The following is a 24437-nucleotide window of genomic DNA, read 5'->3' on the forward strand; positions in this document are numbered from 1 at the left end:
TGTACTATCTCAGGATATAAATCCATCCTGAAGTTTCGAACTCTTCATCTTCTACCTTCAACAGATAATAATAGGTTCCGGCTGGTAGTGGTTCTCCTTTGCCAACAACACCTCCGACATTCGCTACTCCTCCCCAATCATTCTCGTACCCTTCAACAGAATACACTTTGTTTCCGTAACGGTTAAAAATGATAATCGAGTTATTCGGGAACTGCTCTATACAATCAACATAGAGTACATCATTCACCCCATCCCCATTCGGAGAAATTTCGTTGTAAACTGTCAGACAGCTAGGCTCTACAATAACTTCGGAACTATTATTATCCGGATCTGTATCATCAATGGTTCCATTTGGAACAATAGATGCAACGTTGCTGTAATCTCCTGTTGCATTAACAGTAACTGTTATCAACAGGACAGCTGTACCACCTGCTTCCAGGTTTTCTATTGTCCAGATACCGCTTACCACATCATAACTTCCGTGGGTAGCTTCATCTTCAACATATGTAAATCCACTCTGAATAACTTCATCCACCTCTATTTCAGAAAATTCATCCTGGCCGGTATTGGTCACTGTGATCGTAAACACAATTTCATCTCCGATAAAAGGATTCAGGTTACTCACTGTTTTTTCTACTTCAAGATCCGAGCAAATGACAGAGGATGCTACAGCAACTTCTTCCATCCTCATTGTACAACCGTTTCCGGTTCCATATCCGACTTCAATTGTTGTTACAGGTGCATTTTCCCAAACCACCCACACAGAATGATCGGATGATGTTCCTCCGGCTACTATTGTCCCACCGACAACACTCCAGTCATAATTATCCATTCCGGCAGGAGCTGAATATTCGATTGTATCGGTAATACAGATACCACTTAATTGCCCTGTCATCTCGGCTCCATACATATCCTCAATTATTATGGTTACTGCCAGGGAATCGTTACTTTGACAATGTGCACTTGAAGTCACTCCGTAATACGTTGCTCCATCCTGTAATTCACTTGTCTCTGTCATATGATTTCCTTCAACATCATACCAATTGACATTGGTTTCGTTAACTTCAATATCTACAGCGACCGGATTAGACGCCGTACAAAAACTCTGTGTTGTTTCTGACGTTGTAGGAGCTGGAAGATCTTCAATAGCTATTGTTACTTCAAGCCGGGAGGTACTTTCACATGAGTTACCTACCTGTGCAGCATAATAAATATCTCCATGTGTTAATGGTGTGGAAGGATCAACAACCGAACCACCTGTAAGAGCATCATACCAGACAATATCCGCTTCATTAACACTGATGTCACCAACAGTTGCCGCAGCAGATCCATTACCCGGAGCACAGAACACCTGATTTTCTTCATCTGCCGTTGGCGCTGCTACTTGCTCAAAAGTCACCAGTATTTCCAACTGATCTGTACTTTCACAATTAGGACTTACCAAAGCAGCATAATAACTGGTGTTGTCTGTAAGCGGCGTACCCGGAGCAATAGGATTTCCTCCTCCGTCATACCAAACCAATGTTGTTTCATTTACAAGGATATCCTCTATTGTCGGGTTATCTGCTATACAAAACTCCTGCTGAGCGGCATCTGTTGTCGGAGCCGGAAGATCGGATACTGAAACTGTAATCATTAGTGTATCCGAACTTTCACAAGCGGCTCCTTGTTCTGTGGCAAAATAAGTTTCTCCATCCGAAAGACTTGTTGAAGGAAGTAATGCATTTCCGTTTACGTCGTACCAGTTAATGGAAGTACCGGTTACAATCAAATCTGCAATTGTAGCATTATCCAACGCACAAAAATGCTGCTGCGGATCAGTTGTAACCGGTGCTGGTTCATCCTGAATCACCACTTCAATTTCCAAACGCTGAGAAGATTCACATACTCCTCCTAACCAGCTTGCATAGTAGTTCGTTCCATTTTGCAGTAAGGTTCCGGATGTAAGTAAATTTCCTCCGACCGGAGCGTCATACCAATTAAGCGGGGATTCATTCACCTGTAAATCCATAATAGTAGCCATTTCTTCAGCACAGAATGACTGTGTTGCCTGAGTTGTTGTGGGAGCCGGTTCATCTATGATCGTAATCGTAACCGAAGCATATTCTCCGGGGGAACTCCAACATCCGGTAACTGTGTCCTGCACAGCAACATATAGTGTAAAAGGAGAATCAGCCGTTGTCAACCCGGAGATAGATATTGAGTCACTATGCGGGATGATAAATGTATGATTTCCTGTCTGCTGACCTGAAAATATGGGTGTAGTTCCATCTGGTGTAAGATACCACTGAAAATTCACTCCTGAGGTACTTGAAGCTCCAAGGTCTACAACATCTGCGGCACAGTATTGCGGATCTACAGGAACAGAAATATTCGAAGGGTCAGGTCCCTGCATTACTTTTACTTCAACCGGAATCCGAAGCGATTCACTCGGACAGCCCGGGACTCCTGATGCTACGTAAAAAGTGGTATCCGAATACAACAATCCTGTTGTAAAAGGCACACCTGATCCTGTAATCGCAATAGGTGTTGTCGCGGTACTGTCATCATACCATCTGATTTCATCTGACGGATTGACTGCATCGGATACCAGATTTGCTACTGTTCCTGTACAAATTATCGTATCTGAACTATTTACATTAAATATCGGAGACTGAGAAATCTTATACACTTCAAAAACATCCAGTGTTTGCGCTACTGCCACATTCAGGACTCCGTTCAGCCTTACCACTACTCTATCTATCGGAGCGTTAGGTGAAATATACAACGTCGCAGGCTGACCACTTTGCATGGCTGCTATATCAGCCGGCGTTGCCAAATCAGTCAACTGATCCGTTGTGACCAGATTTACACCATTTCTTGTACTGATCTCAATTCCCTGCCCCAGTGTAATTGCCAAGACAGCAGGATCTATCCCCAATCTCACCGCAAACATATCTGTCGGTTGTGAGACTCCTTCAAAGTACACTCGTTGCGTAATATTTGAGGCTACTCCCACAACTCCCAACGAAAGTGTTGAATGAGACATTAAGTTTCCATCAATTGCTCTTTCAAGATCATTTACACCTCCTCCGAGGTTTAAAACCTCCAGTGAAATACCTGCTGCGTCATAAGAAGTAAACTGAGGCTGAATACAGCTTGCTCCCTGAACAACATAATACGGGTCCCAGACTTTCATATGCTTTTTCACTCCCAATCCTATCAGACTACCTACATGGTTACTGATTCTGATACTCTGATAGGGTTGACCAGGCGTAATAGCCAGATACGTGTGATTATTTGCATCTAAAACCACCTTCAGTTGTTCTCCTGAAAAGCTTATCGGATTCGTCGAATTTCCGGACAACACAACTGTTGCACCATTCTTCGCCTCAACAGAAAATTCCTGATTTCCGATCAGTGCTACTCCTGCCACTGTTGACAACAGGTCACCAAGTGTCCCTCCTAACAGGCTGGACAGGATATCATCATCCGTTTCGATACGTACAAAAGTTGTTTGATTTGCCGGAACAAGTGTAGGAAACTCCATTTCGATATCTGATGAGTATCCTCCGATTCCGATAATAACTCCTGAGCTTGCTTCGAGTTCGGAATAGGTAGCCGGATTCGCGTCTACACTATGCCCTGAACTTGTTACATAAGATTCAGAAATAATAGTTGTTGCATACTGCTGCTGGGATTTCAGCAAATTGGTTATTCCCAGAAATAATAAGGTAATACATATACCGGGTGTCAATCGTTTTTTTAACCAACCCGATATGTCTGGTTTAAAGTTAGCTTCTTTCATAATTCAGTTGCGTTGTGTCTTGTGAAAAAAATCACTTCTGACTGTTTAATAATCGGTCTATTAGATTTTTTCTCTTTCTGAGTTTAAAAGCTTAGTCAGGGCTACTCAAAAAGATCAGGTGAATAACACAAAACTATGGAGGAATACATGAGGAATATATCCTCAAAGGTATTTGTGTAAAGGTTTCCATACGTAAGGTAGTTTAGCTTGGTAGGCATTAGAACCTAAAAAGCAGTTATTGAGCAATTTAAGATTTTTTTCAATTCAATCAAAATATTTCCCCCTCTTTTTACGTTAGGTCGGGGTTATCTCATTTTGATTTCATCTGATTTTTCAGCGAAAATGTAGTAAAATAAAGTGGTTCCGCTTACCTCTATTAGTGTAAGCCTCCGTTCAGGTTTAGTGTTTGTCCTGTGTAATAGTCTGCCCCGTCAGAAAGTAAAAACTCTACAGCTGTTGTAATAACATCTGTAGTCCCCAGACGCTTTAGGGGTATTTGTTTTTTAATCTCTTCCTGTAATTCTTCCGATACGCCTGTAATCATTCCCGTATCCATATATCCCAGGGCAAGACTGTTAACGGTAATACCGAATGCAGCCAATTCTTTTGCCATCGTTTTTGTCAAACCAAATAAGCCTGATTTTGATGCTGCATAAGCTGATGTACCAATAAATCCAGTCTGCCCGACAACTGATGACACATTAATAATTCTTCCCCATCCGTTAGAACGCATCACCGGAATTGCTTTCTGAGAAAGTAGAAAAGGTGCTGTGAGGTTGATTAGAATTGATTCGCTCCAATCTTCCTCATCTAGTTTCCATGACATTCCGTTTCGTGATATTCCGGCATTATTAATCAGGATATCTATTCTGCCATAAACAGCAAGAACAGCATCCATCATTGCCGATATTTGTTCTGAATCTCTCAGATCCGCCTGAAAGTAGTGTACATCCTCTCCTTCCGGAACACTTTCAATCGCATGTTCGTTGTAATGTAATGCTAACCGGTATCCTTTTTCGGCCAGAAATACAGACAATGCAGCTCCTACTCCACCGGAAGCCCCTGTTAGCACAACTACTTTCTTATCTTTTTCCATGTATTACGAACGTTACGAACAGCTCTGAACCAGAAAGGAGAAGTAGACCACTCTTCCAATCTATATTGTATGTCCTGTGCTCCAAAGTTTGTATTAAAACGACGAACACCTTCTATTCTGGATCCTCCAAAGTCAAATATACACTTCTGATTTACGGCATTTTCAATGGCCTTGTCCATCAACCAATACATAGCCCCGGACTTTTTAGCTCTTTCTCTGGCCGTACCTTTCAGGTACATTTTTCTATTATTTCGTGCCAGAACAATGATTCCTCCAACTAACTCACCACCGGAAACAGCTCCATAGTATTCCAAATCACCTGTATCCGAAAAGTTTTTTACCAAATCCGTAAAGTGACTTTGAGCTGTAGGATTCCAGGCACCTGTTTTTTCAGAAAGTTCTTCCAGAATCAAGCGGAAAAAGTCTTCTTTCTCCAGTTGAGATATAAATTCAAGAGTACTGTTTTCTGCTTTCTTAATCATCCGAACAGCAAGCTTATTATATGAGCTTCTGAAACGCTCATCCGGAAGAATGGTTTGGTAGATCATCTCTGAATCAACTCTTTCGATGTCTTCAAGCGCAAAATATCCTTCACTGAAATCAGCTCTCAAAACAGACCAGAAACGATCTTTTTCAGATTGATTCCACTCACCTAGCCATTCACTTGCCCGATAAAAATCAGGTTGATACACCCATCTGAATCCAAGTTTATAGCGGTAAGGAATAACGATTGCTCCTCTGTAATCATCAAGAATATAGACTCCCCAGTTTTCCGCAACTGCATCCAGGTATCTTCTGTCAGAAAAAAAGTGTTCTCCTTTCTCCCGTACCAGATTATCCCATTTTTCCCTGTCAATTCTATCTGATTCCAAAAATATCATGCGGATTCAAAATTAGAATAAATCCTTTGTATTTCCCAATCCCACCTAATAAGAATGCCTTCTCTGATTTTTTGTGTAACCTTTCTTATTTTTTCCTGTTATGTAATCAACTATCAATCTCATTCCATGAAAAATCTGATCCTTGCCATCTCAGTAGTATTTCCCCTCATTGCACTACCTGCACTCTCTCTGACGGAAGCGATCTCTGCTAAAAAGATCAATGTCGTTGTAACGAGTAACGGACAGGGAGTCAATGACGGTTTACTGGACATCACAATTACCAATAAAACCTCATCTACTCTGGATATTGCAATTCCTCCCGGGCAATTATTTATTTGTTCGGAAGATCCGCGACAAAACCTGATTTTAGTACGAGAAGAATTATTGGCAATACATCCCGGGAAATCAGTAACTCATCAGCTCATAAGTATGTGTATCGAATCAGAAGATTTCAGCCCGGGAAATGCCATAGGTTATACTCCGGGAAAAGTTGCCACAGGCGGTTTACTTAAATGTTCTCAGTATATCAACACGAACAAAATCTTCAACCATTCCGGGCAGACAGCTATCTGGGTATTTTCCAACGATCATGATATTGCCTGGATTCAAACGAATAATGAGAATGAGAAGCAACTCCGGAAATATGTAGCTGAATTGAAAAACAGTACTGACCCCTGGTATCAGACAACTCATATCAATACAGCTAACAATCAACTTACTGACCATTATAACCCAGAACTTCCCAGTACTGAGGTTTATAATTGGTCGAGTGCAGAAATCAACGGAAATTTTGACTGGAAGATGTCATCTCCCGCCAGTATTACATTTGCCATCTATGATGAATCAGGACAAGTACTCCGTACTTTTTTTTCCGACAAGTCCTTTTCCCCCGGAGAACTTTCCTTACGATTTCATTACAAAGCTTCCCGAATCCCACGCGGAACTTATTATGCGCGAATGACCTCCGCAAATGGTGTTATTGCAGAAAAAAGTTTTAATTTTTAAAGTTAATCAACTTACTTTTTGTCCCTTCCAGTTTGCTTTTTCGCTCCTGTAAACGCGCTTTCTCTTCTGTATTTACCTTTTCCGCTGCCCCTTGCTGCTTTCTCAGGTCTTCATTTTCCCGTTCCCGTTCTTTGATGTCATCTTCCAGGTCTCTGATTTTTTCCTTATTCTTTTCTATTGCTTTTTCATTCTTTTCAATAGACTTTGTCGTTGACTGGATGGTTTTCTCCAATTCCCCGATCTCTTTATTGGTCTCTTCTATCAATTCATTATAGTACCCGGGAAGATAACCCCGTAGAAATTCGTGCATCACTTCTTCTATAAAGGTAAATGCTTTCGCTTCATCAACAGTTGTCAGGTACTTTCCTTCCGGATATTTCATAACAACGAATACTTCTGTACCGCCTGTAACTTCTTTGAAAATAAAATAAGCGTTCACCAGAGAGTCTGATAGCCCTTTGACCTTTGTTTCTTCAAACCTTCTTTCTTTCCAACTTCCCTTAAGGCGGATATCATACTTATCCTTCAAAAAGGATTTAAATTCACCGGAAACCTCTTTTACCTCCGGCTCCAACTTAACATGTATTGCATTCCGGAGTCCTTTTCCATGTGTATAACTCCCTTTTTCAACAACAAACTCCTGTTGAGCCAGCCCTGCTGTGCATACAATTATGAATAGAACTAACGAAATGGATCTCATCTTGCTTGTTTTTTGTTTTTAACAAAATACTCATTTTTTCCGGGAAATAAAAGTACTACCAGCCCCCTGGTTATTAATTCATTTCAGGCGACTGGAAATTCATTACCTTTACAGCGTATGAAATTTACAGAATTAGGTTTAAATCCCGAACTGCTTGAAGCAATTCATTATATGGGATTCGAAAATGCCACTCCGATACAGGAAAAATCAATTCCTGCTATTCTGCAGGGAAGGGATCTTATTGGTTGTGCGCAAACCGGAACAGGAAAGACTGCAGCTTTTGTTCTTCCCATCTTACATAAACTAGTTGGAAAAGAAGATTTATCTATCAACACACTGGTAATTGTACCCACAAGGGAACTAGCTGTTCAGATCGAGCAGCAGATTCAGGGATTATCCTATTTTATATCCGTTGGATCAAAAGCAATATACGGAGGAGGAGACGGGAAAAACTGGAACGAACAAAAAGCAGCATTGCAGGAAGGTACGGATATCATTGTCGCTACTCCCGGGAAACTTCTTTCTCACTTAAAAATGGGATATGTTGATTTTTCGAAAGTAGAACATCTGGTAATGGATGAAGCAGATCGTATGCTGGACATGGGGTTTAGTGATGACATTAACCAAATTATCTCTTATCTTCCCAAAAAGCGGCAGAATATTTTGTTTAGTGCTACTATGCCCGACTCAATCCGTAAGCTCGCCAATACGTTATTACATGAACCGGAAGAGATTACTATATCTGTTTCAAAACCGGCAAAGGGTGTAACACAACGTCTTTTCCTCACGTTTGATGAGCAAAAACAGGGATTATTGAATCACCTTTTGAAGGAAAGAGAAAATTATAGTAGTATTATTCTTTTCACATCCAGTAAAAGTAAAGTTTCGGAAATTACCCGCGGACTTCGTAAAAATGGATTCAAGGCACGTGGCATTTCTTCCAATCTTGATCAGGAAGAACGAGAAGAGGTGTTGAGAGGTTTTCGCTCAAAACGCATACGCATCATAGTGGCTACGGATGTTCTAAGTCGTGGGATTGACATCAAAGATATTAATCTGGTTATTAATTATGATGTCCCCTATGATGCGGAAGATTACGTCCACCGGGTAGGAAGGACTGCCAGAGCCAATACCAAAGGTGAAGCGATTACACTTGTCAACCCGAAGGACATGATCCGAATGAATAAGATCGAACGGTTGATCGAAATGGAAATCGAGCGATTCCCAATTCCGGAAGAATTAGGACCTCAACCCGAATGGAAACTCCCTTCCCGTAAAAAGAAACGGGGGAATTTCAACCGATCCAAACCCAAAAACAATTCCGGCAACAGACAAAAGAAAAAAACGGAGGTCGTACTTAAAGATCAATCACAAAAAAAGGAAGATTAAACAATTCCATTAGTGTCCGATAAGTATACAAGTTAATCATTTGGTAGCGTGAAAAAATAGAGTTTGGAATGTGTCATACAAGGTCATTAAAAATATGTGATCTTGTTTGATTCAATTTTAAATAAATCGCCATTGATTTTTGTAATTTTTGAAATCCAATTCATGTTATCGTCATAAATATATTCGTAAGAAATTGTGTCGGCTTTATTAGATTCAGAAAAGAAAACCACCTCATTTATTGGGTCTCCATGCGAATTATTGGTATAGGTTCTTTTTAACACGATTTTTCCATTTGCAGTAGTTTCAATTTTTTCAACTAACTGTCCTGCATCATCATATTTATAAAGGTAAATGTAACTCTCTTCGGTGTAGACGTTTTTCGAAAAATCTTCAACAGAACGACTATCTATTTTGTTGTCTGAGTCTATGTAAAAAGTAGTTCTCGAAGCCCAGTTTGAGTCTAAATACTTCTCTTCAGTTAATAGATTTCTTGTATTGAAGGTCCAAAATTTATATTTCCTACTAGTTGAAGAAAGATCGGCATGATAAATTTTATTGCCAAGTTCATCATATTTAAAATTTTCTGTAAACACTTCACCACTTTCAATACCGCTTTTTAATTCAATTAATTGATTTAACTCGTTGTACTTATATGAAGTAGTATTCACTTTCATTTTGTGGTTTTCATGAAAATAATTTGATTGAATTAACTGTCCATTAGCATCGTAAATGAAGTCCGTTATAGAAAACACTTTGTGATCTTGTCGAAATATCTCACTTGAATATCTTACTCCAGAATTATCAAACTTCCTTTCAATAGATGAATTGAATGATTCCCCTTGAAATTCAAGATAAAGTGATCTGTCTATTTTTACAGTACGATTCTGTTTATTGAAAACATAATGAAGAGTTTCTCTTGTCTCAATTTCATCAGGCGAAAAATATGTTTGTTCTTCGTAAATTATACTCTTAATAGCTCCTTTCAAATGACAGGTGTCAGTCATAAAGTCTTGTGCTGACAAATTATTCAAATAGCCTAGAAAAAATATTAGCGAAATGTATTTCATTAAGGGTTCTGTTTATATATGTATAATGGTCTCGGTTATGAGTAGTTGGGATTTTTACACCCTAACTTTTCAGTTTAGCACCGAACTTTATTTTATTCTTATAGTTTGATTTTAACACCTTTGCCCCAATTGTTTATAGCCATTGTTGGCAGCTGATATTACTTATTTTCGAAGTGATAATAGAGAATTTCATACCAATAGTTCACTCCAAGCATATTCCACTTTTCTTGTTCTACGTTTTTAATCTTCTTCTCTAATTCCTGAATTTTTTCCGAGTTGTCAGAGGAAAATATTTTTGACAAAAATCCTTTTGGTTTAGAAAATTCAAAGATTTCATTTTTAAGAGTTTGAATAGATTTATTCATACTCCTAAAATCGTTCAAATATTCATTTATTTGACTCTCTATATTCATTATATCTTCGTCAAAAAGTTCTTTATTTTGGTCTTCTAGTTCCCCATCACCCATTTCATAAATTTCACCACATTCTAAAATTATATTTTGAAGTTGATGATTATTTAAAAATTCTTTGGTTTCATTTATTTGCTTTTCTAATTCCGTCTTATCAAATAAGTTCTCACTTTGCAGTTTCATTAGAAAATCAAACAGCCTTTGTTTTCCTTTTTCAAAATCTCCTTGAATAGCAATTGGGTGTTCATAGTCCCAGTTTATTGACTTTGAAATTTTTGAATCTTGACTTACTAATATTTTATACGAAAGTGGAATAGAATAACTGTATTCCGATAATCCAAATATTTTCTCTCCTTCTTTTCTTTCCCCTTTTGTTCTGTCAAAGTCGATTGAGTATAAGTAACTTCTATTTGCCATTTTGTTCGTTTTATTTGCTGCTAACGGCCCGGCTATAAGTAGGTCGGCTAGGTTAAGATTAAATTATCGGTAACCGAAGTTAATTAAAGGAAGTGAGAGTTGATAGACGGAGACATCGACCGAGCTTACTTATAGCCATTGTTGTGGTGTCGTTTTCTTTATTTTCTCCAAAACTTCCACCATTCTGTTTTATTGTCTGTTGGATTTTGTTCAGGTTCATTTTCATCTTTTATTGGACTGGTGTCTTCTTCAACCCATTCACCGTTTTTGTCTTTTGTCCATTTTTTCTTTATTCCGTCAAGTGTTATTTCAGTTCCTTGACCATTATCTAATTGTTCAATCAAGTCTTCAGTAAACCAAAACGATTGGTTTAAATCATCAAAATGCACATTTATTGCAAAGTCTTCTTTAAGGGTTCCAATGATTTCAAAATTCATCATTGAAGGTGTAGTCTGTCCGTAGATTTCACCTTCCTTATTCGCAAGTCCTTTCTCTTCTGTTTCTGGCGTTCTTTTTATCCGAACCTTATTTCCAAAAGTGTTAAACATATTTCCCTGATTTATTCGTTTGAAGGGTATTCTGAAAAATAGACATCCATTCCGATCTTTCCCATTATACCCATTGATTCAGAGTTCAAGACGCCACCACCACCTTTTGCGTCTTTCCTTATGTCAAACCCAATGTCCGCCACATATTTACTCGGCTCTAAAGACTTTCCTTTATTTTTTAGCCAAGTTTCAAGAGCGTCTATTTGAATTGGCAAATCCCAATGTTCATCACAAAGCCAATCCAACTTTTCTCCTGATTCTTCTATGTAAATGTTAATTGGCATCTATCGTTTCTTTTAATGCACCACAACGGTCTTGCACTAGGCAATGTGACGCTTCTCTCGAATGTAATCGTGCGCCATTTTTTTTACCGCATGTTATATGCATTTCATTTATTTCAAATTATTGTGAGAATCTCCATTTTGTAAAACCTAATTTACCCCCTTCCAAACAGTTTACACATTCGGAATTCAATTCTCCATTTTCGGACCAACCAGTTGGACTGCCGAGCCATTTGTCTATTTCAATTTTTTCATCAATTCTGTTCAAAACGAAGCGATAAATGTCATTTTGATTGTTCAATTTAGTCGCAGTAATATTGAGAATGGATGAATTGTTTTGATCAATTTCTATTATATTGAAAGTATCTCGACTGAATGCGTCGTCATTGGACGATTTTTTGTTGGATCCCAATATTGAACATTTTACCACGTCTTTTCTCAAATTTATTTATACTCTAGTTGGTCTTATCGAAAAGAAAACTCTTTACATTATCTACCAGAAGAACATCATTGTATTCATAAAGAGTGTCAAGAAAGTACTCTTGGTCACTAATCATATTAGATTGAGGGAGAACAACCCAATAATCCGTTCCATACATTGTTCTTTCTTTAATTTTACTATACTTTTTTGCGTCTGATCGCATATAATTACTGAATATTCTTGTTGCTTCATCATCATTAAAGTTATACGAGAAGTCGGAGTAAATACCTTTATATTTTTCCATCAACAAGATGATATCTTGAATTCTTTGATGCAGATTGTCCCTGGACTTTTCCCATGCCCCTGATCCTCCAAAATGCGCTAGATTAACTTTTAAGTTTTCGTACTTTTCCATTACGACAAACCAATTATCCGGATCATTTAATTCCCGTGCATTTAGTTTCCTTTTTCCAGTTGCAACAGTTACTGGTTTACCGAAAATATTTGTTTCGATTCTCTTCTTGAAAGTTGAGATCATCTCTCCGCCACAATGAACTGTAATTGGAATATTACAGGCCTGACATACTTCATAAATAGGTGCAAGAGTGTCATGGGCTGGATAGTAACCTAAAGCTGGATATAATTTCACTCCAAAATACCCATCTTGATTATCTTTAAAGTATTCCAAAAACAGATCATATAGCTCATTATATTTATATGGATTTCCGTCAACATCTTTTTTTAACTCAACTCTTTTTGGATGGATTGGAAAAAATGGAATAATTGGCTCTTCCTTAGATAATTCCAATAATTCATCTAGCTGCTTTTTATAAGGTTTGATATTACTTCCTTCCCATCCAGATTCAAGATCCATTCCTAAAACTATAGTCAACAAATCTTTATCTTCATGAATTCTAGTTTGTGTAACTGCATCAATTAAAAACTGTTGATAAACATATTTCATCTCTCCTTGATTCAGCATATTACGAACCCTTTTAATTCTCCTAACGACTCCTCTGAAATCAAAGTCCATTATTTCCTTTTCACTTGAATCCATTTGCTTTAGTTCCTGATCTAGCTCAGCAAACAATTCATTCAAGTCGGCGTCCGTAATATCAAATTTTCGATTTTGTTTGTAGATAAGTTCTAGAGCTTCATCCTTGGATAGATCATGATTTCGAAGATTAAATCCTTTTTCATAATCGCCACCTGGCAGGACTTTTCTTACTATCCAACGGATAACTCTTCTCAAAAATCTTTTGTTCTGAGTATCAAGTAATCGGACGAGAAAATAAGTGCCATCAACGCAATGTCCATCAAATATATGGCAATGTGCATCACAGACAAAATTATCGCTCTCGATAACATTTTTTGCTGGTTCAAGAAGTCTTGATTTAGGTTCCTTCGAAATGGAAGCTTTAGCTTCTACAATAAACCGATTTTGTTCTTCAGTGTACATAGGATATGGTTTTAGTTAATATTTCAAATGAATAAAGGTTTAATAATAAACCTTTCTAGGTTTTGCTGACGTTTCGGCTATACTCCTTACACCTCATTGCGTTTAAGCTGTATGGAGTATAGCCGATGTTGTCTTTTATGTTAATTAAAAATAGTAATTATTTACTACTTATCTTTTTATTACGGTTTATTTTATTCTTGAAAATTTCAATTTGCCTTCGATGTCTTAAAACATGAACAATTGCATGCTGCATTAACTGTTCAACATCAAAAGTCTGTCCCCATCTAACTTTAATTTTACGATTCAAATCAAATTCAGTCAATTTTAATTCGGGGTAGTCGTTAAATAGAGCCTCAGTAAAATTGAACATAATAATCAATGCTAAATCATATTCTTGAACACTGCTCAAGGTTTCCTTATCTCTATAATTTATTTGTTCACCTAGTCATTTTCTTATCTCAACAACATACGTATAACCACTTTGAACTATGTGACTCAAGATGGTTTGAACTGATTTACAATCATCATCATTTGTCTCATCGTCAATATACAACTTTAAATCGTCTTGATTTAATCCCTTAATTGTCAAAGTCAGTTCGTTGATAGCCTTCTGGTATTCGTCAAGTAGAGCTCCCATTGCCCCATTGTTTCTATATTCCTTTTTGATTGTCATCGATTTTACTTGCAGCTAACATCTGAATAAAAATCATGACTTTTATTCCTTTTATAGTTATTGTGCAACTAAACTAATAAATCAAAATGGATTTTTAACAATTTTAACCACTGAAAATGTGATCGTTACACCTACCCCTATTCTTTTTACGACTACTGTGCCCTAAAAGAGTTTGAATATAACGCAAGTCAGTTCCGCTTTCCAGGAACAGTGTCGTAGTGTGCATGCAGTCAATAAATCAGAGAAATCAGCGCCCTAAAAGTAGCTCTGTTTAGTTACGTGATTTTGTTCTGCAAAACCAAATTAAACGAAAGCGGGGAGATCCTTCACAGATCCCCCCGCTTCTAAAAAATCTTATCGGACACTAGTGAAATAATTTCCTTTTTTTCTTTTACATCGCTGTTCGTTAAGCAGACTTCTTTTTCTTTAACTCGCCTTCAAGATACAGCTTTGTACCTACCCCTGAAGGACGTGGAGCATCTGCATTGACAATATTCCCTTCATCATCCACGAGAATAAATCGCGGGATTGATTCTATTGCATATTCACGGATGAAGAAAGAATGAAATGCGTTATCCGCAAACAGCTGGATACCTCTTAACTCTTCTTTCTCGACCATCTTTCTCCAGGTTGTTTTGTCTTTTAATTGGTCAACTGAGATACTCACAAAAACAATCTTCTCGTTTTGCATTTCTTCCGCCAGTTTTTTCAGAGCCGGAATTTCGTTCTTACAAGGCTGACACCAGGTAGCCCAGACATCAATATAGACAAACTTCCCTTTCAGGTCATCCAACGCGATGAAATCACCCGAAATTGATTCATAACGAAACTTTGGAGAAACCATTCCCGGAAGAAGTTTTTCCAACTGAGCATATTTTACACTCAAATCCTGCTTAAAAGATGCATCCGTTGTCGCATTTGCTAATTTTTCGTAGACTCCTTTCATGTCCTTGTTAGCGGTACTGAGGAAAAAAGAAGCTTGTTCAACCATCTGGTTTTTCAACTTCTCAATTTTTATTTCATCCAAAAAGGCAAAGTCTGAAGCATCCAGATTCGGGTAATTTTTTTCAATTGATTTATAGAATTTTTCCATCTGAATGGCCGCTACCAAATCTGCATACTCTGTGAATTTTTCAAAATCCTCTACATTGTTTACATCTAACTTTCGATACGCCTCCGGATAAAAACTATCACTCAGCTTAAAGTCGGGATTCTGGGTAAAATACGGATGATAAGAAACATAGCTTCTCAGGAGGTTATAGTACTGATAATCCAATACTGTTGATTCTGACTTGCTAAAATCCGATGAAAATTTGTATTTCTCAAATTCTTTGTGAACGCCATCAAACATTCCTTCAAGCGTAGATTTGAATTCGTTTTCTTCTTTGCTGAAGAGTGCTTTGAAATCTACCTCATCGTCCGAAAAAGATTTTGATCTGAAGAGTAAATAATTCAACCGCTCGTTTCCTGTTCCCGAATACGAAATCGTATTTATCCCACTTCCCGAAAGTGTCAGTGTAAGATCATCCCCTTTTTCAAAATAAACGGGAACTTCAACTTCTCCGATTCGTAAATGATAATATTTTTCAAGACTTCGCAGCGTATCAGAAAAAGATCCGTTAACAACAGGTATTTCAATCGTATCGGAAAGAGAAATAAGTGTTACCACTTCCTCGTTGAGTCCCTGAGTTTCTCCTTTAAAAACAGCATATTCTTTTTTATCTGAACATCCGACTATCAGCACTGTACATAACACGCCAAGCAGGCAAAATGTATGTTTTCTTTTACGTAGCATTGTGTATTTTTTAATGAGCGAAGATAGATAAAAACAACCTTCAAAACAAAAATGACATGCTGCTATTCATGCGAAAGTTCTTCTGAAACCTCCCTTCTTCTGCCGACGCAAATGTGAAAGGGCCGCCTCAAAATGAGACGACCCTTTCCGGACTGTAAACACGTTATGAAAACGCATTCTATCGGGTGGTACAGGTGAATACCTTGTTCAACTTAGAAATAGTCTTCTTCATTCAGATCCATCGCTTCCAGTCTTTCGTCTGACATGAATTCAGAAATACTGAATATCACATAACAACTGAGCAGAACTCCCAAAGCAACCAAAGCTAAAATCAGATATACCATTTCTTCTCTTTTTTTGTTTTAACTGTCACCCCGGAGTTCCGGAGTGACAGTTTTAGTTTTCCGGACTAAGGTCATTTTAACCCTTGCTAATTTTTAATCATGATAACGCTTTCAGCCGACCCGTCCGGAAAAACAACCCATACTCGATATGCTCCGGAAGCAAAATCCTCGCAACTAACACTCTTCACGTAAACTGTTTGATCAAACTGTACTTCCCAGTTCATCACTGCTCTACCGGATATATCGACCAGGGATATACGTCCTTCTCCCCGGATTGGATTTTCAATTTTTATCAGTGTATTCTCATTGGCAGGGTTCGGATATAAACTAATGCTCATATCATTGTTTACTACTTTACAATCTGCTGAAACCGGTCCGTATTCTGTCGCCTCGCCATCGAGATCCACTTGTATCAATTTGTAATAAACGATTCCTTCCATTGTTGCAAAATCTGTAGTTCTGTAATTCAGTTCTTCATTTGAAGTTCCTGCCGCATCAATTCTGTCCAGTTCTCTCCACTCTATTCCGTCATTACTACGCAATACAGAGAAGTAATCGGAATTGTTTTCAGAAACTGTCTGCCATAAAATTTCTGCTTCTCCTGAAGAACAGTCTACATCAAAATAAGTCAATGATACAGGCAACGGTGATAGTGTTGAGTTTCCATGTAACCAGAACTCCGAGAAAGAAGGTATATCGTACTCAACATAGTATCCATTTGCATCAAAACCGATGAAGTAATTGTTTGCCTGATCCCATGCCAGTTGTGCATGCGCTGTCGTTTGACCGGAAGTACAATTATCCAAAGGAGAATTATTTTCCAGAGCCGGAACAACTTCATTATGGTATTTAGACAGTTGTAAATCCGCAATAGACAATACATCGTCTTGCTCGGACAGGTTTATATTGGCCTGTGACTCCAGTTCATTGTATTCATCTATATCAAGGTACAGACGTACAGTCACATCGGATGCCGGTTGAAAATCCGGTGAAATCAACCAACTTCTTCCCAATACCATTGTATTAAATTGTGGTGAGAGTGGATTCTGACAAGCCGGAACATCTATCGGGTTACCATGCACGTAGGAAACAGAAGTTACATTTCCCAGATTCTGTCCATGTGAGTTTACAGAAGCGATGAGTCTACCGTCTTTTGAAAAGTGTACAAATCCATTCTGATTTACCACACAGGTTCGTGAATCTCCATCCAGTCCTAATGTCTCCGGCACATCTGCAACTACTGTAAACATAGCATCACCAGAAACATTACAGTACCCTTCTCTTCTTGCGTAGAATGTTTGTGTACCGTTTGCTATTAAAGTCAATGAAGACCCGATTTCTAAAATATTACCTCCTCCATTGGGTTGAGCATACCAGTATATGTCTGCGCCTGTACCCGAAACCCCACCGGAAGCGGTCAAAGTAACTTCTGTCCCCGGACAAACAGGTGAATCGCCTGAAATAACCGGAGCTTCAGAGTCAGTTCCTCCATCTGTGATCGTTAATACATAATCTCCTGATTGTGCATTATTTCCTGTCACATAAATGTAGTACAACACTCCGGATACCGATGTAAAGTTTAATTCTGATTGCACTCCACATGCATTATCATTCCCTGTCACACAGTTTAAATTTCCACATTCTCCACTGTATACAAATAGTTTAGTATCAAATGAAGATCCACATAAACTAACATTCAATGGTGTACCGCGTCCTAATAATCGATACCATACACCGGGAGCAGTTGATGCGGTTGTTGTACATCCGGGACCTGCACCTGAATTGGAAGCAGAATATGTGCTACCCATATCGGTATAAACTTCTCCACATCCCAGATTTATACTTCTGGCGTTTTCACACAAATCATTTACCGGAGGACATCCAAGCTGAACCGTAAACGGCACTTCATCTGAGCTTTCCGCATCCAACATAAAGTAATATTCTACTCCTCCTGTAAGCGCCACTGAAAAACTATTCTGTGTGTAGATTCGTCCCAAATAAGCCCACCCTGCAGCGTTACAACCTAGAGATGCTTCTTTATAGAAAAGGTCAATCCAGTCATCAGCAGAAGTAATATCAAGCACATACGTTGCTGATACGGAAGGCGTATATCGGAAAATCTCCTCTTTTCCGGGGGTAACCACAGGACCACCATAATTACTCCATGCTCCGGAACCGGAATTAATCGTAAAATCTTCCTGTAAACCGCAAGACAAGTCGTTAATTACCAAACAAGGATTATATTGTGGTCCGCATGAGATACACTTAATCGTTGTCGTTCCGCATGTAGTTGCTGTTCCGCAAAACTCATCCGTGTTATAGTGAATGTAATAGGTTCCTGAAACAGTTGCAGTAAAAGATAATGGTGCCGGACCATGTGCAACCACAGTTCCGTTATACGCTGAATGACGCACTGTAATATACCCTCCGTTACTATTGTTTACCTGATAATCGCTCCCCTGTACTAAATTAGAAACCGTACTATACTCATTCTGATAGTTACAAGAGCTAATTGTAACTGTACTTTGATTGGACGGCGCTGAAGCAGAACCGTATGCATAATTATTTGTACACGGAGCACCCGCAGGACCTGAACATTTTACGCTTCGTGTCATACAGGAAGTAGAAGTACCACAAGAAGAATTCACGTGGCTAAAGAATCGCACTGTTCCTGTAAAAGTAGCCGTCCAAACTACCGATTGTGTACCCCATACCAAAGGCGCATTACTGGTAGTTGCGATTGTAACATAATCTGTACTGATACTACTTTGAAACTCGTACTGATATCCGGCTATAACAGACACATTCGAATACTCACCACGGTATCCGCAGGTTGTTATTGTTTCGAAATTACCTGTACACGCAGGAGTAATGCTTCCATATAAACCATAAGGTGCTGAAGTACATTGCGCATTCACGTTAAAAGATACTCCACTCACCAGTACACCCAAACAGATCAGGAACCCCGTCCCATAATCTTTTACTTTTTGTATAAATGCTTTCATAACTTACTTTTTTACGTTTTTATTTACTAAGTCCGAACCTGTATCCGACTAATCAGTTATGAAAATTGTGCCAAAGCACCTAAACAAGAGTTAACTCATTGAAAAACAATGAGTTATACATATTGTCGTTTTCGATAATTTTCCATATTTGGGAATGATTTCTATTTTCAGGAATTGAAACCTGTTACCAATACTCTGGTAATTTCACTTTATTATCAAACAAAAGGCTAGGCCTATTTAAGGCAAAAAAGATTCTATTGTAACAAGAATAGTATGGTATAATTATTCCTTATTCTAAATAAAAACCTAAAATTATTTTCTTAAATAATAGTTGGTATTTGGTCTGTAATAGTTCTGATTGAGCTGTGAATAATTTGTTTTTAGCTTCTTCCAGTTCAGTGGCTGTCAGATTGCCTGTTTCGAAAAGTAACTCACTGTGTTCAAAATTTAAGCGAGCTGATCGACTTACTGTTTCTAAAGACAAAAGTTGTGTTTCTGCACTTGAAATTTCCATTTTCAATTGTGCCAGTTTTTGCGCCTGTTCATTGTACTCCCTTTGCTTATTTAGATGTAGTTCTTTGAGTTCTAATTCCTGTATTCTCACCTGATTCCGTGTCCCGTTTTTATTGAAAATAGGAATACTTAGCGTTGCAAATACAGATTGGTAAAAGTTGTCATTTACCTGTTGGTTAAATGGGCGTGTAACATACTCTCCCGATGGAGATAGAGCTTTATTATTACCAGAATAACCACTTCCTAAAGAACCACTAAGTATCAGAGTAGGATAATACCTTCCTTTAACCGATTTAATCAGGTAAACTTGTCTTTGAATATCCGTTTCAATTTTAAAAATTTCAGGAAAAGTTACTGAATCAGCAGAAGCCGTATTCATAGTAAATTCACCAAATGAAGGTGAAATAGCAAAACTGTCTCTTATAGTAACATTTAGCACTTGTTGTAAGAGTAGCAGGGAATAGGCTAAATCATTACGGGCTTTTGTTAGGGTATATCGGTCTCTTTCCAATTGAGCATTCAATTCCAAAAGATTAGCATTTGTAGCCTGATTCTCTGAAAAGAACTCTTGAACACGTTGATATTGTAAGTTGGTTTTATAAGTTGTCTTTTCACACAATTCAACCACGTCTTTATTTAATAACACTTGTAAAAAAGCTGCTGCAACATCAATCTTTACATTCCTTTCCGTAATCTGCTGTTCCAGTATTTTTGTTTGTGTGTTTAACCTACTGATTTGAATCCCGTAATACTTTTGCAGACCTGAAAATAAGGTAATACTACTATTGAGATAAAAATTATCATACATAACACGGCTTGTTGCAAACTGATTGGTAAATAAATCTATGGTTTGTCCCCAATTATAACCGTGTGTTATTCCTCCATTAAGTGAGGGAAGTAAGTCTTGTCTGGCATTTCTAAGCTCAATTTCTGCTTTTTGGTATTGAAACAGTCCTGATTGTAATGACAAGTTATTTTGTAAAGCGGTATCAATACATTTATCTAATGTCCAGAATTGAGAAAAAGAAAAAGCAGGAACAAAAAACAATACAAAAATTACTCTTTTTGCTTGTCTTTGAATACAAGTGAGGTCTATTTTTCTTTTTTGACAGATCATTGAAATAAATCTCTGAGTTGATTAAAAATACGATCCGTTATTCGAAGGTCTTCTGTTATAATTTCAGCAGTACCACTCATTTCAGGTGTGTAACTAATTGTTTTATGATAACTTGTCTGTAAACCTCCTTTCAATACGACTTTAACCAGATAATTATCTTCATTTGCTATCAGTGAAACCGTTTGTACTTCCCCCTCTAGTTGCCCATATTCATGATGAGGGAAATTATCAAGTTTCAATATTACTTTTTGCCCCGATTTTACCTTTCCGAACCCTGCTTTCGGGATTTTTAAACAGGCAATATAATTTTGATTGTCAGGTATAACCGCAAAAATTTCCTTCCCCTGTTCAACAAATTGATTCTCTGAAAGGCTCTCTAAGTACGTCAACCGTCCTTTAACCGGACTGGTTATCTGGTAGTTTCTTTGCCAAGTAGCTAACAGACTTTCGAGGATAGAAATTTGACTTTTAATCTCAAAGAGTAAATTCCGTTTTTCCTTTCCGAAATTGAAGGTAAGCTCATTTAATTGTTTTTCTAATTCTGTAAGGGTAATTGCAATCTGAATTTTACTCTTTTCAAGCTCCTGAACAGCATTTATCGTACTTTCGTAACTCTTTTCCCGATCAAAAAAGTCTATTTGTGAAATAACACCTTTTTCGTACAACGTTTTATCTGATGTGAATTTCTCCTGCGCATTCGCCAAAAGTCTTTTTTGTCGAACTGCCTGTTTAGTCACTAAATCCAATAGAGCACTTTGATTTTCTATCTGTTTTTTGGTGTTTTCAATAGTAAAAAGAACATTGTTTTCTTTCAAAAGTGAATAGTATTGTTGCAAAGCTGTTCTTAGTGCAGAGTAGTTTGCCTGCAATTCACCAAAAACATATTCTTGTTCTGTTAAATCCAGTTCCTCCAGCTTATTTAGCTCATACGCTTCTTTGATCTCTGTTATTCTCTCTGATAAAAAAAGATGGGCTTTATCTGATAAGGTACTTTGTATGGAAGCAATCGTTTGTTCCCTATCTATTACCTGATTATCCGTAATAAAAATTTTTTCGAGTTCCCCTGAAGACTTGACTACTAGCTTAACAGGAGGTGTAGAAGTCGTTAAAGTTGCCGTTCCTGTGATAACATCAGGGTACTTAATCAGCCAGGCAAGGAATAGAAATAATACTATAACCCCCAAAATAAGTGAGATCCCCCAACGAATCATCCAATTGGGAACGTGTGACATTATCTCCTGAACTTCATCCGAGCGTATTTCTACCTCCTGTTTATGGTGATTTTCTTGCGGCATATTCCTATTTTCCTAGTTCCAATTGATTTTTAACCAAATCAAAATACCTTCCTTTCAACTTCACCAATTCTTCATGCGTTCCTTTTTCATGAATCTTTCCGTGTTCCAATACAACAATTTGATCGGCATTCTTTACCGTACTAAGTCGGTGAGCAATAACAACAGCAGTACGCCCTTTAAAAAAAGTATTCAGGTTTTCCATGATAACCCGTTCATTATTTGCGTCTAAAGCACTGGTAGCTTCATCAAAAAAAATAAACTCCGGATTCTTATAGACAGCACGAGCAATTAAAAGACGTTGTTTTTGTCCCGTACTCATTCCCACCCCTTCCATACCTATTTTTGTATTGAAGCCTAATGGCAATTGATCTATATAATCCTGAATATTAGCGATTTTAACAGCGTGTTGTAACAACCTTTTATCAATAGTATCTTCACCCACGGCAATATTATTGGCTATGGTATCATTAAAAATATAGCCTTCCTGCATTACTACACCACTTTTGGAGCGCCAAGCATACTGACTGATAGAGCTAAGATTTGTGCTCCCGATTTTTATTTCTCCCAGTTGCGGTTCATAGAATTTTAAAAGCATTTTCATTAATGTTGTCTTTCCGCTACCGCTAGAACCAACAATAGCGGTAAGTTTTTGGGCAGGAATAACCAAATCCAATTCCCTTAATACTTCTTCTGTACTTCCGATATATCTGAAATGGACATTATGTAACTCAAAATCCTTACCTATTGGAATATCATGTACTTTATTCTCTTTATCCATTTCTTCATCTTCTCGGTTATGGATTTCTGATAAACGTTCTAAAGCAATTTTTGCGTCCTGAAAAGAATACACAAATACAATTAATTGTTGAATAGGGCTATTTAATTGACCTATGATATAGGAAATTGCCATCATCATTCCAAGCGTTATTTCGCCGTCAATAACCAATTTAGCAGAAAACACACTAATTAGAATGTTTTTCAGCTCATTTATAAAACTTGACCCAATAGATTGGGTTTGTTCCAAGGCAAGACTCTTAATAGAAATTTTAAACAACCGAGCCTGTAAAAATTCCCAACTCCATCGCTTTTGTTTTTCAGCATTATGCAGTTTAATTTCCTGCATTCCGTTAATGAGTTCTATAACTTTACTTTGTTCATTACTCATTTGAGAAAAACGTTTGTAGTCTAAATCCTTACGTCTTTTGAGAAAAAGGAGTACCCACACAAAATACATAGTACTACCAATAAAAAAAATAGCAAATATTTTTAAATCGTACCACGCTAGTACACCTCCAAAGATCACCAGATTAAAGAACGAAAATAAGGTATTTAAGGAGGTTGAGGTAAGTAGATGTTCAATACGTTGATGATCTGCGATTCGCTGCATTATGTCACCTGTCATTTTGGAATCAAAATAGGCAATCGGAAGATTCATCAGTTTGATAAAGAAATCGGAAATCAGCGAAATATTAATTCGGGTACTCAGGTGTAATAATATCCAACCTCTAATGATTTCAATTCCGGTACGTCCTAGAAACAAAAAGATCTGTGCAATTAATATCAGGTAGATAAAATTTATATCCTGATTTTGAATCCCAACATCAACAATACTTTGTGTTAAAAACGGAAAAATTAGTTGAAGTAAAGACCCTGCTAGTAGCCCTAAAATAAGCTGAACAAGGAATCGCTTATAACGGAAAATATATTGATACAAAAAAGAAAATCCTTTTTTGTGCTCTATGTCATCTTCTTCTTTCTGGTTTAAACGAGGGGTCGGTTCAAGTAACAAGGTAATTCCTTGTTCCGTTTCAGCATTAGCATTGTCTCCTATCCAGTTTTTAATAAAATCTTTATGCGTGTATTGAATAAGACCATGAGCGGGGTCGGCTACATAAACTTTCGATTTTGCAATTTTATAGACAATAACGAAATGCTCTTGCTTCCAGTGAACAATGCATGGCAGAGGAGCATCTTCTTGAAGTTTTTGAAAACTCACTTTAACACCTAAAGTTCTAAAACCTATCTTTTCTGCGGCATCAGCAATATTTTTTAAGCTAGCTCCTTCTCTAGTGGTTTCAGAAATACTACGCAATTTTTGTAAAGCAACCGACCTTCCGAAATGTTTAGCAATCATGCGAAGACAAGTGGGACCACAGTCCATTGAATCATATTGTTTGTAAAATGGGAATGACATTTTTAGAAAGGTTTTATCTTACAACAGAATTATTTCTACT

The 24437-nt window shown here is 37.6% G+C and carries 19 protein-coding genes; 2 read left to right on the top strand and 17 right to left on the bottom strand.

Going from position 1 to position 24437, the window contains the following annotated elements; all coding sequences use genetic code 11:
- Positions 1-4: 4 nt before the first annotated feature.
- From ABDZ97_RS14670 to ABDZ97_RS14680, 3 genes are all read right to left on the bottom strand, one after another.
- Positions 5-3787, bottom strand: coding sequence for an Ig-like domain-containing protein (locus ABDZ97_RS14670; protein WP_343789326.1), 3783 nt, complete (start codon positions 3785-3787; stop codon positions 5-7).
- A gap of 376 nt (positions 3788-4163) precedes the next feature.
- A complete protein-coding gene (locus ABDZ97_RS14675) occupies positions 4164-4883 on the bottom strand; it encodes a 3-oxoacyl-ACP reductase family protein (protein WP_343789329.1) in 720 nt (239 codons plus the stop codon).
- Positions 4862-5764 (bottom strand): GNAT family N-acetyltransferase, encoded by a 903-nt coding sequence (locus ABDZ97_RS14680; RefSeq protein WP_343789332.1) that lies wholly within the window; start codon positions 5762-5764, stop codon positions 4862-4864. Before ABDZ97_RS14680 ends, ABDZ97_RS14675 begins: the two co-directional genes overlap by 22 nt.
- Before the next feature lie 126 nt (positions 5765-5890).
- Between ABDZ97_RS14680 and ABDZ97_RS14685 the strand changes: the two genes are divergently transcribed.
- Positions 5891-6769, top strand: coding sequence for a hypothetical protein (locus ABDZ97_RS14685; RefSeq protein ID WP_343789337.1), 879 nt, complete (start codon positions 5891-5893; stop codon positions 6767-6769).
- Here ABDZ97_RS14685 and ABDZ97_RS14690 read toward each other — a convergent pair.
- On the bottom strand, positions 6759-7469 hold the full coding sequence (locus ABDZ97_RS14690) for a hypothetical protein (RefSeq protein ID WP_343789340.1): 711 nt from the start codon (positions 7467-7469) through the stop codon (positions 6759-6761). The genes ABDZ97_RS14685 and ABDZ97_RS14690 overlap by 11 nt on opposite strands.
- A 117-nt stretch (positions 7470-7586) precedes the next feature.
- Here ABDZ97_RS14690 and ABDZ97_RS14695 point away from each other — a divergent pair, with 117 nt between their 5' ends.
- Positions 7587-8858, top strand: a complete 1272-nt coding sequence (locus ABDZ97_RS14695; protein WP_343789343.1) for a DEAD/DEAH box helicase — start codon at positions 7587-7589, stop codon at positions 8856-8858.
- An 86-nt stretch (positions 8859-8944) separates the two neighbouring features.
- Here the strand turns inward: ABDZ97_RS14695 and ABDZ97_RS14700 are convergent, their stop codons facing one another.
- The 13 genes from ABDZ97_RS14700 to ABDZ97_RS14760 all read right to left on the bottom strand — a co-directional run bounded on the left by ABDZ97_RS14700 (position 8945) and on the right by ABDZ97_RS14760 (position 24397).
- A complete protein-coding gene (locus ABDZ97_RS14700; protein WP_343789346.1) occupies positions 8945-9925 on the bottom strand; it encodes a hypothetical protein in 981 nt (326 codons plus the stop codon).
- A 158-nt stretch (positions 9926-10083) separates the two neighbouring features.
- Positions 10084-10752 (bottom strand): DUF7822 domain-containing protein, encoded by a 669-nt coding sequence (locus ABDZ97_RS14705; RefSeq protein ID WP_343789349.1) that lies wholly within the window; start codon positions 10750-10752, stop codon positions 10084-10086.
- 158 nt (positions 10753-10910) lie between these two features.
- Entirely contained in the window at positions 10911-11300 is a 390-nt protein-coding gene (locus ABDZ97_RS14710) for a hypothetical protein (RefSeq protein ID WP_343789352.1), read from the bottom strand.
- 11 nt (positions 11301-11311) lie between these two features.
- Positions 11312-11584: a hypothetical protein gene (locus ABDZ97_RS14715; RefSeq protein ID WP_343789355.1), complete on the bottom strand. Its 273-nt coding sequence runs from the start codon at positions 11582-11584 to the stop codon at positions 11312-11314.
- Between the two features lie 118 nt (positions 11585-11702).
- Positions 11703-11993 (bottom strand): hypothetical protein, encoded by a 291-nt coding sequence (locus ABDZ97_RS14720; RefSeq protein ID WP_343789358.1) that lies wholly within the window; start codon positions 11991-11993, stop codon positions 11703-11705.
- Between the two features lie 43 nt (positions 11994-12036).
- Entirely contained in the window at positions 12037-13461 is a 1425-nt protein-coding gene (locus ABDZ97_RS14725; RefSeq protein ID WP_343789361.1) for an amidohydrolase family protein, read from the bottom strand.
- A gap of 445 nt (positions 13462-13906) precedes the next feature.
- Complete coding sequence (locus ABDZ97_RS14730) at positions 13907-14098, bottom strand: hypothetical protein (RefSeq protein WP_343789364.1); 192 nt, start codon at positions 14096-14098, stop codon at positions 13907-13909.
- A gap of 442 nt (positions 14099-14540) precedes the next feature.
- Complete coding sequence (locus ABDZ97_RS14735) at positions 14541-15929, bottom strand: TlpA family protein disulfide reductase (protein WP_343789367.1); 1389 nt, start codon at positions 15927-15929, stop codon at positions 14541-14543.
- A gap of 212 nt (positions 15930-16141) precedes the next feature.
- Positions 16142-16273: a hypothetical protein gene (locus ABDZ97_RS14740; protein ID WP_343789370.1), complete on the bottom strand. Its 132-nt coding sequence runs from the start codon at positions 16271-16273 to the stop codon at positions 16142-16144.
- Between the two features lie 86 nt (positions 16274-16359).
- Positions 16360-19278: an immunoglobulin domain-containing protein gene (locus tag ABDZ97_RS14745; RefSeq protein ID WP_343789373.1), complete on the bottom strand. Its 2919-nt coding sequence runs from the start codon at positions 19276-19278 to the stop codon at positions 16360-16362.
- Between the two features lie 289 nt (positions 19279-19567).
- Entirely contained in the window at positions 19568-20908 is a 1341-nt protein-coding gene (locus ABDZ97_RS14750) for a TolC family protein (RefSeq protein WP_343789377.1), read from the bottom strand.
- A complete protein-coding gene (locus ABDZ97_RS14755; RefSeq protein ID WP_343789380.1) occupies positions 20905-22203 on the bottom strand; it encodes an HlyD family efflux transporter periplasmic adaptor subunit in 1299 nt (432 codons plus the stop codon). The genes ABDZ97_RS14750 and ABDZ97_RS14755 overlap by 4 nt, the downstream gene beginning before the upstream one ends.
- 4 nt (positions 22204-22207) lie before the next feature.
- Entirely contained in the window at positions 22208-24397 is a 2190-nt protein-coding gene (locus ABDZ97_RS14760) for a peptidase domain-containing ABC transporter (RefSeq protein ID WP_343789383.1), read from the bottom strand.
- Positions 24398-24437 lie beyond the last annotated feature (40 nt).

This window comes from Wandonia haliotis (assembly GCF_039523435.1).
GTDB classification, from domain to species: domain Bacteria; phylum Bacteroidota; class Bacteroidia; order Flavobacteriales_D; family Crocinitomicaceae; genus Wandonia; species Wandonia haliotis.

Excerpts from the sequence above, each read along its gene's own strand:
- ABDZ97_RS14755 (WP_343789380.1), bottom strand. The coding sequence starts at position 22,203 with ATGCCGCAAGAAAATCACCATAAACAGGAGGTAGAAATACGCTCGGAT.
- ABDZ97_RS14725 (WP_343789361.1), bottom strand. The coding sequence starts at position 13,461 with ATGTACACTGAAGAACAAAATCGGTTTATTGTAGAAGCTAAAGCTTCC.
- ABDZ97_RS14705 (WP_343789349.1), bottom strand. The coding sequence starts at position 10,752 with ATGGCAAATAGAAGTTACTTATACTCAATCGACTTTGACAGAACAAAA.
- ABDZ97_RS14700 (WP_343789346.1), bottom strand. The coding sequence starts at position 9,925 with ATGAAATACATTTCGCTAATATTTTTTCTAGGCTATTTGAATAATTTG.
- ABDZ97_RS14760 (WP_343789383.1), bottom strand. The coding sequence starts at position 24,397 with ATGTCATTCCCATTTTACAAACAATATGATTCAATGGACTGTGGTCCC.
- ABDZ97_RS14750 (WP_343789377.1), bottom strand. The coding sequence starts at position 20,908 with ATGATCTGTCAAAAAAGAAAAATAGACCTCACTTGTATTCAAAGACAA.
- ABDZ97_RS14710 (WP_343789352.1), bottom strand. The coding sequence starts at position 11,300 with ATGTTTAACACTTTTGGAAATAAGGTTCGGATAAAAAGAACGCCAGAA.
- ABDZ97_RS14735 (WP_343789367.1), bottom strand. The coding sequence starts at position 15,929 with ATGCTACGTAAAAGAAAACATACATTTTGCCTGCTTGGCGTGTTATGT.
- ABDZ97_RS14715 (WP_343789355.1), bottom strand. The coding sequence starts at position 11,584 with ATGCCAATTAACATTTACATAGAAGAATCAGGAGAAAAGTTGGATTGG.
- ABDZ97_RS14670 (WP_343789326.1), bottom strand. The coding sequence starts at position 3,787 with ATGAAAGAAGCTAACTTTAAACCAGACATATCGGGTTGGTTAAAAAAA.
- ABDZ97_RS14745 (WP_343789373.1), bottom strand. The coding sequence starts at position 19,278 with ATGAAAGCATTTATACAAAAAGTAAAAGATTATGGGACGGGGTTCCTG.
- ABDZ97_RS14685 (WP_343789337.1), top strand. The coding sequence starts at position 5,891 with ATGAAAAATCTGATCCTTGCCATCTCAGTAGTATTTCCCCTCATTGCA.
- ABDZ97_RS14740 (WP_343789370.1), bottom strand. The coding sequence starts at position 16,273 with ATGGTATATCTGATTTTAGCTTTGGTTGCTTTGGGAGTTCTGCTCAGT.
- ABDZ97_RS14690 (WP_343789340.1), bottom strand. The coding sequence starts at position 7,469 with ATGAGATCCATTTCGTTAGTTCTATTCATAATTGTATGCACAGCAGGG.
- ABDZ97_RS14675 (WP_343789329.1), bottom strand. The coding sequence starts at position 4,883 with ATGGAAAAAGATAAGAAAGTAGTTGTGCTAACAGGGGCTTCCGGTGGA.
- ABDZ97_RS14680 (WP_343789332.1), bottom strand. The coding sequence starts at position 5,764 with ATGATATTTTTGGAATCAGATAGAATTGACAGGGAAAAATGGGATAAT.
- ABDZ97_RS14730 (WP_343789364.1), bottom strand. The coding sequence starts at position 14,098 with ATGGGAGCTCTACTTGACGAATACCAGAAGGCTATCAACGAACTGACT.
- ABDZ97_RS14695 (WP_343789343.1), top strand. The coding sequence starts at position 7,587 with ATGAAATTTACAGAATTAGGTTTAAATCCCGAACTGCTTGAAGCAATT.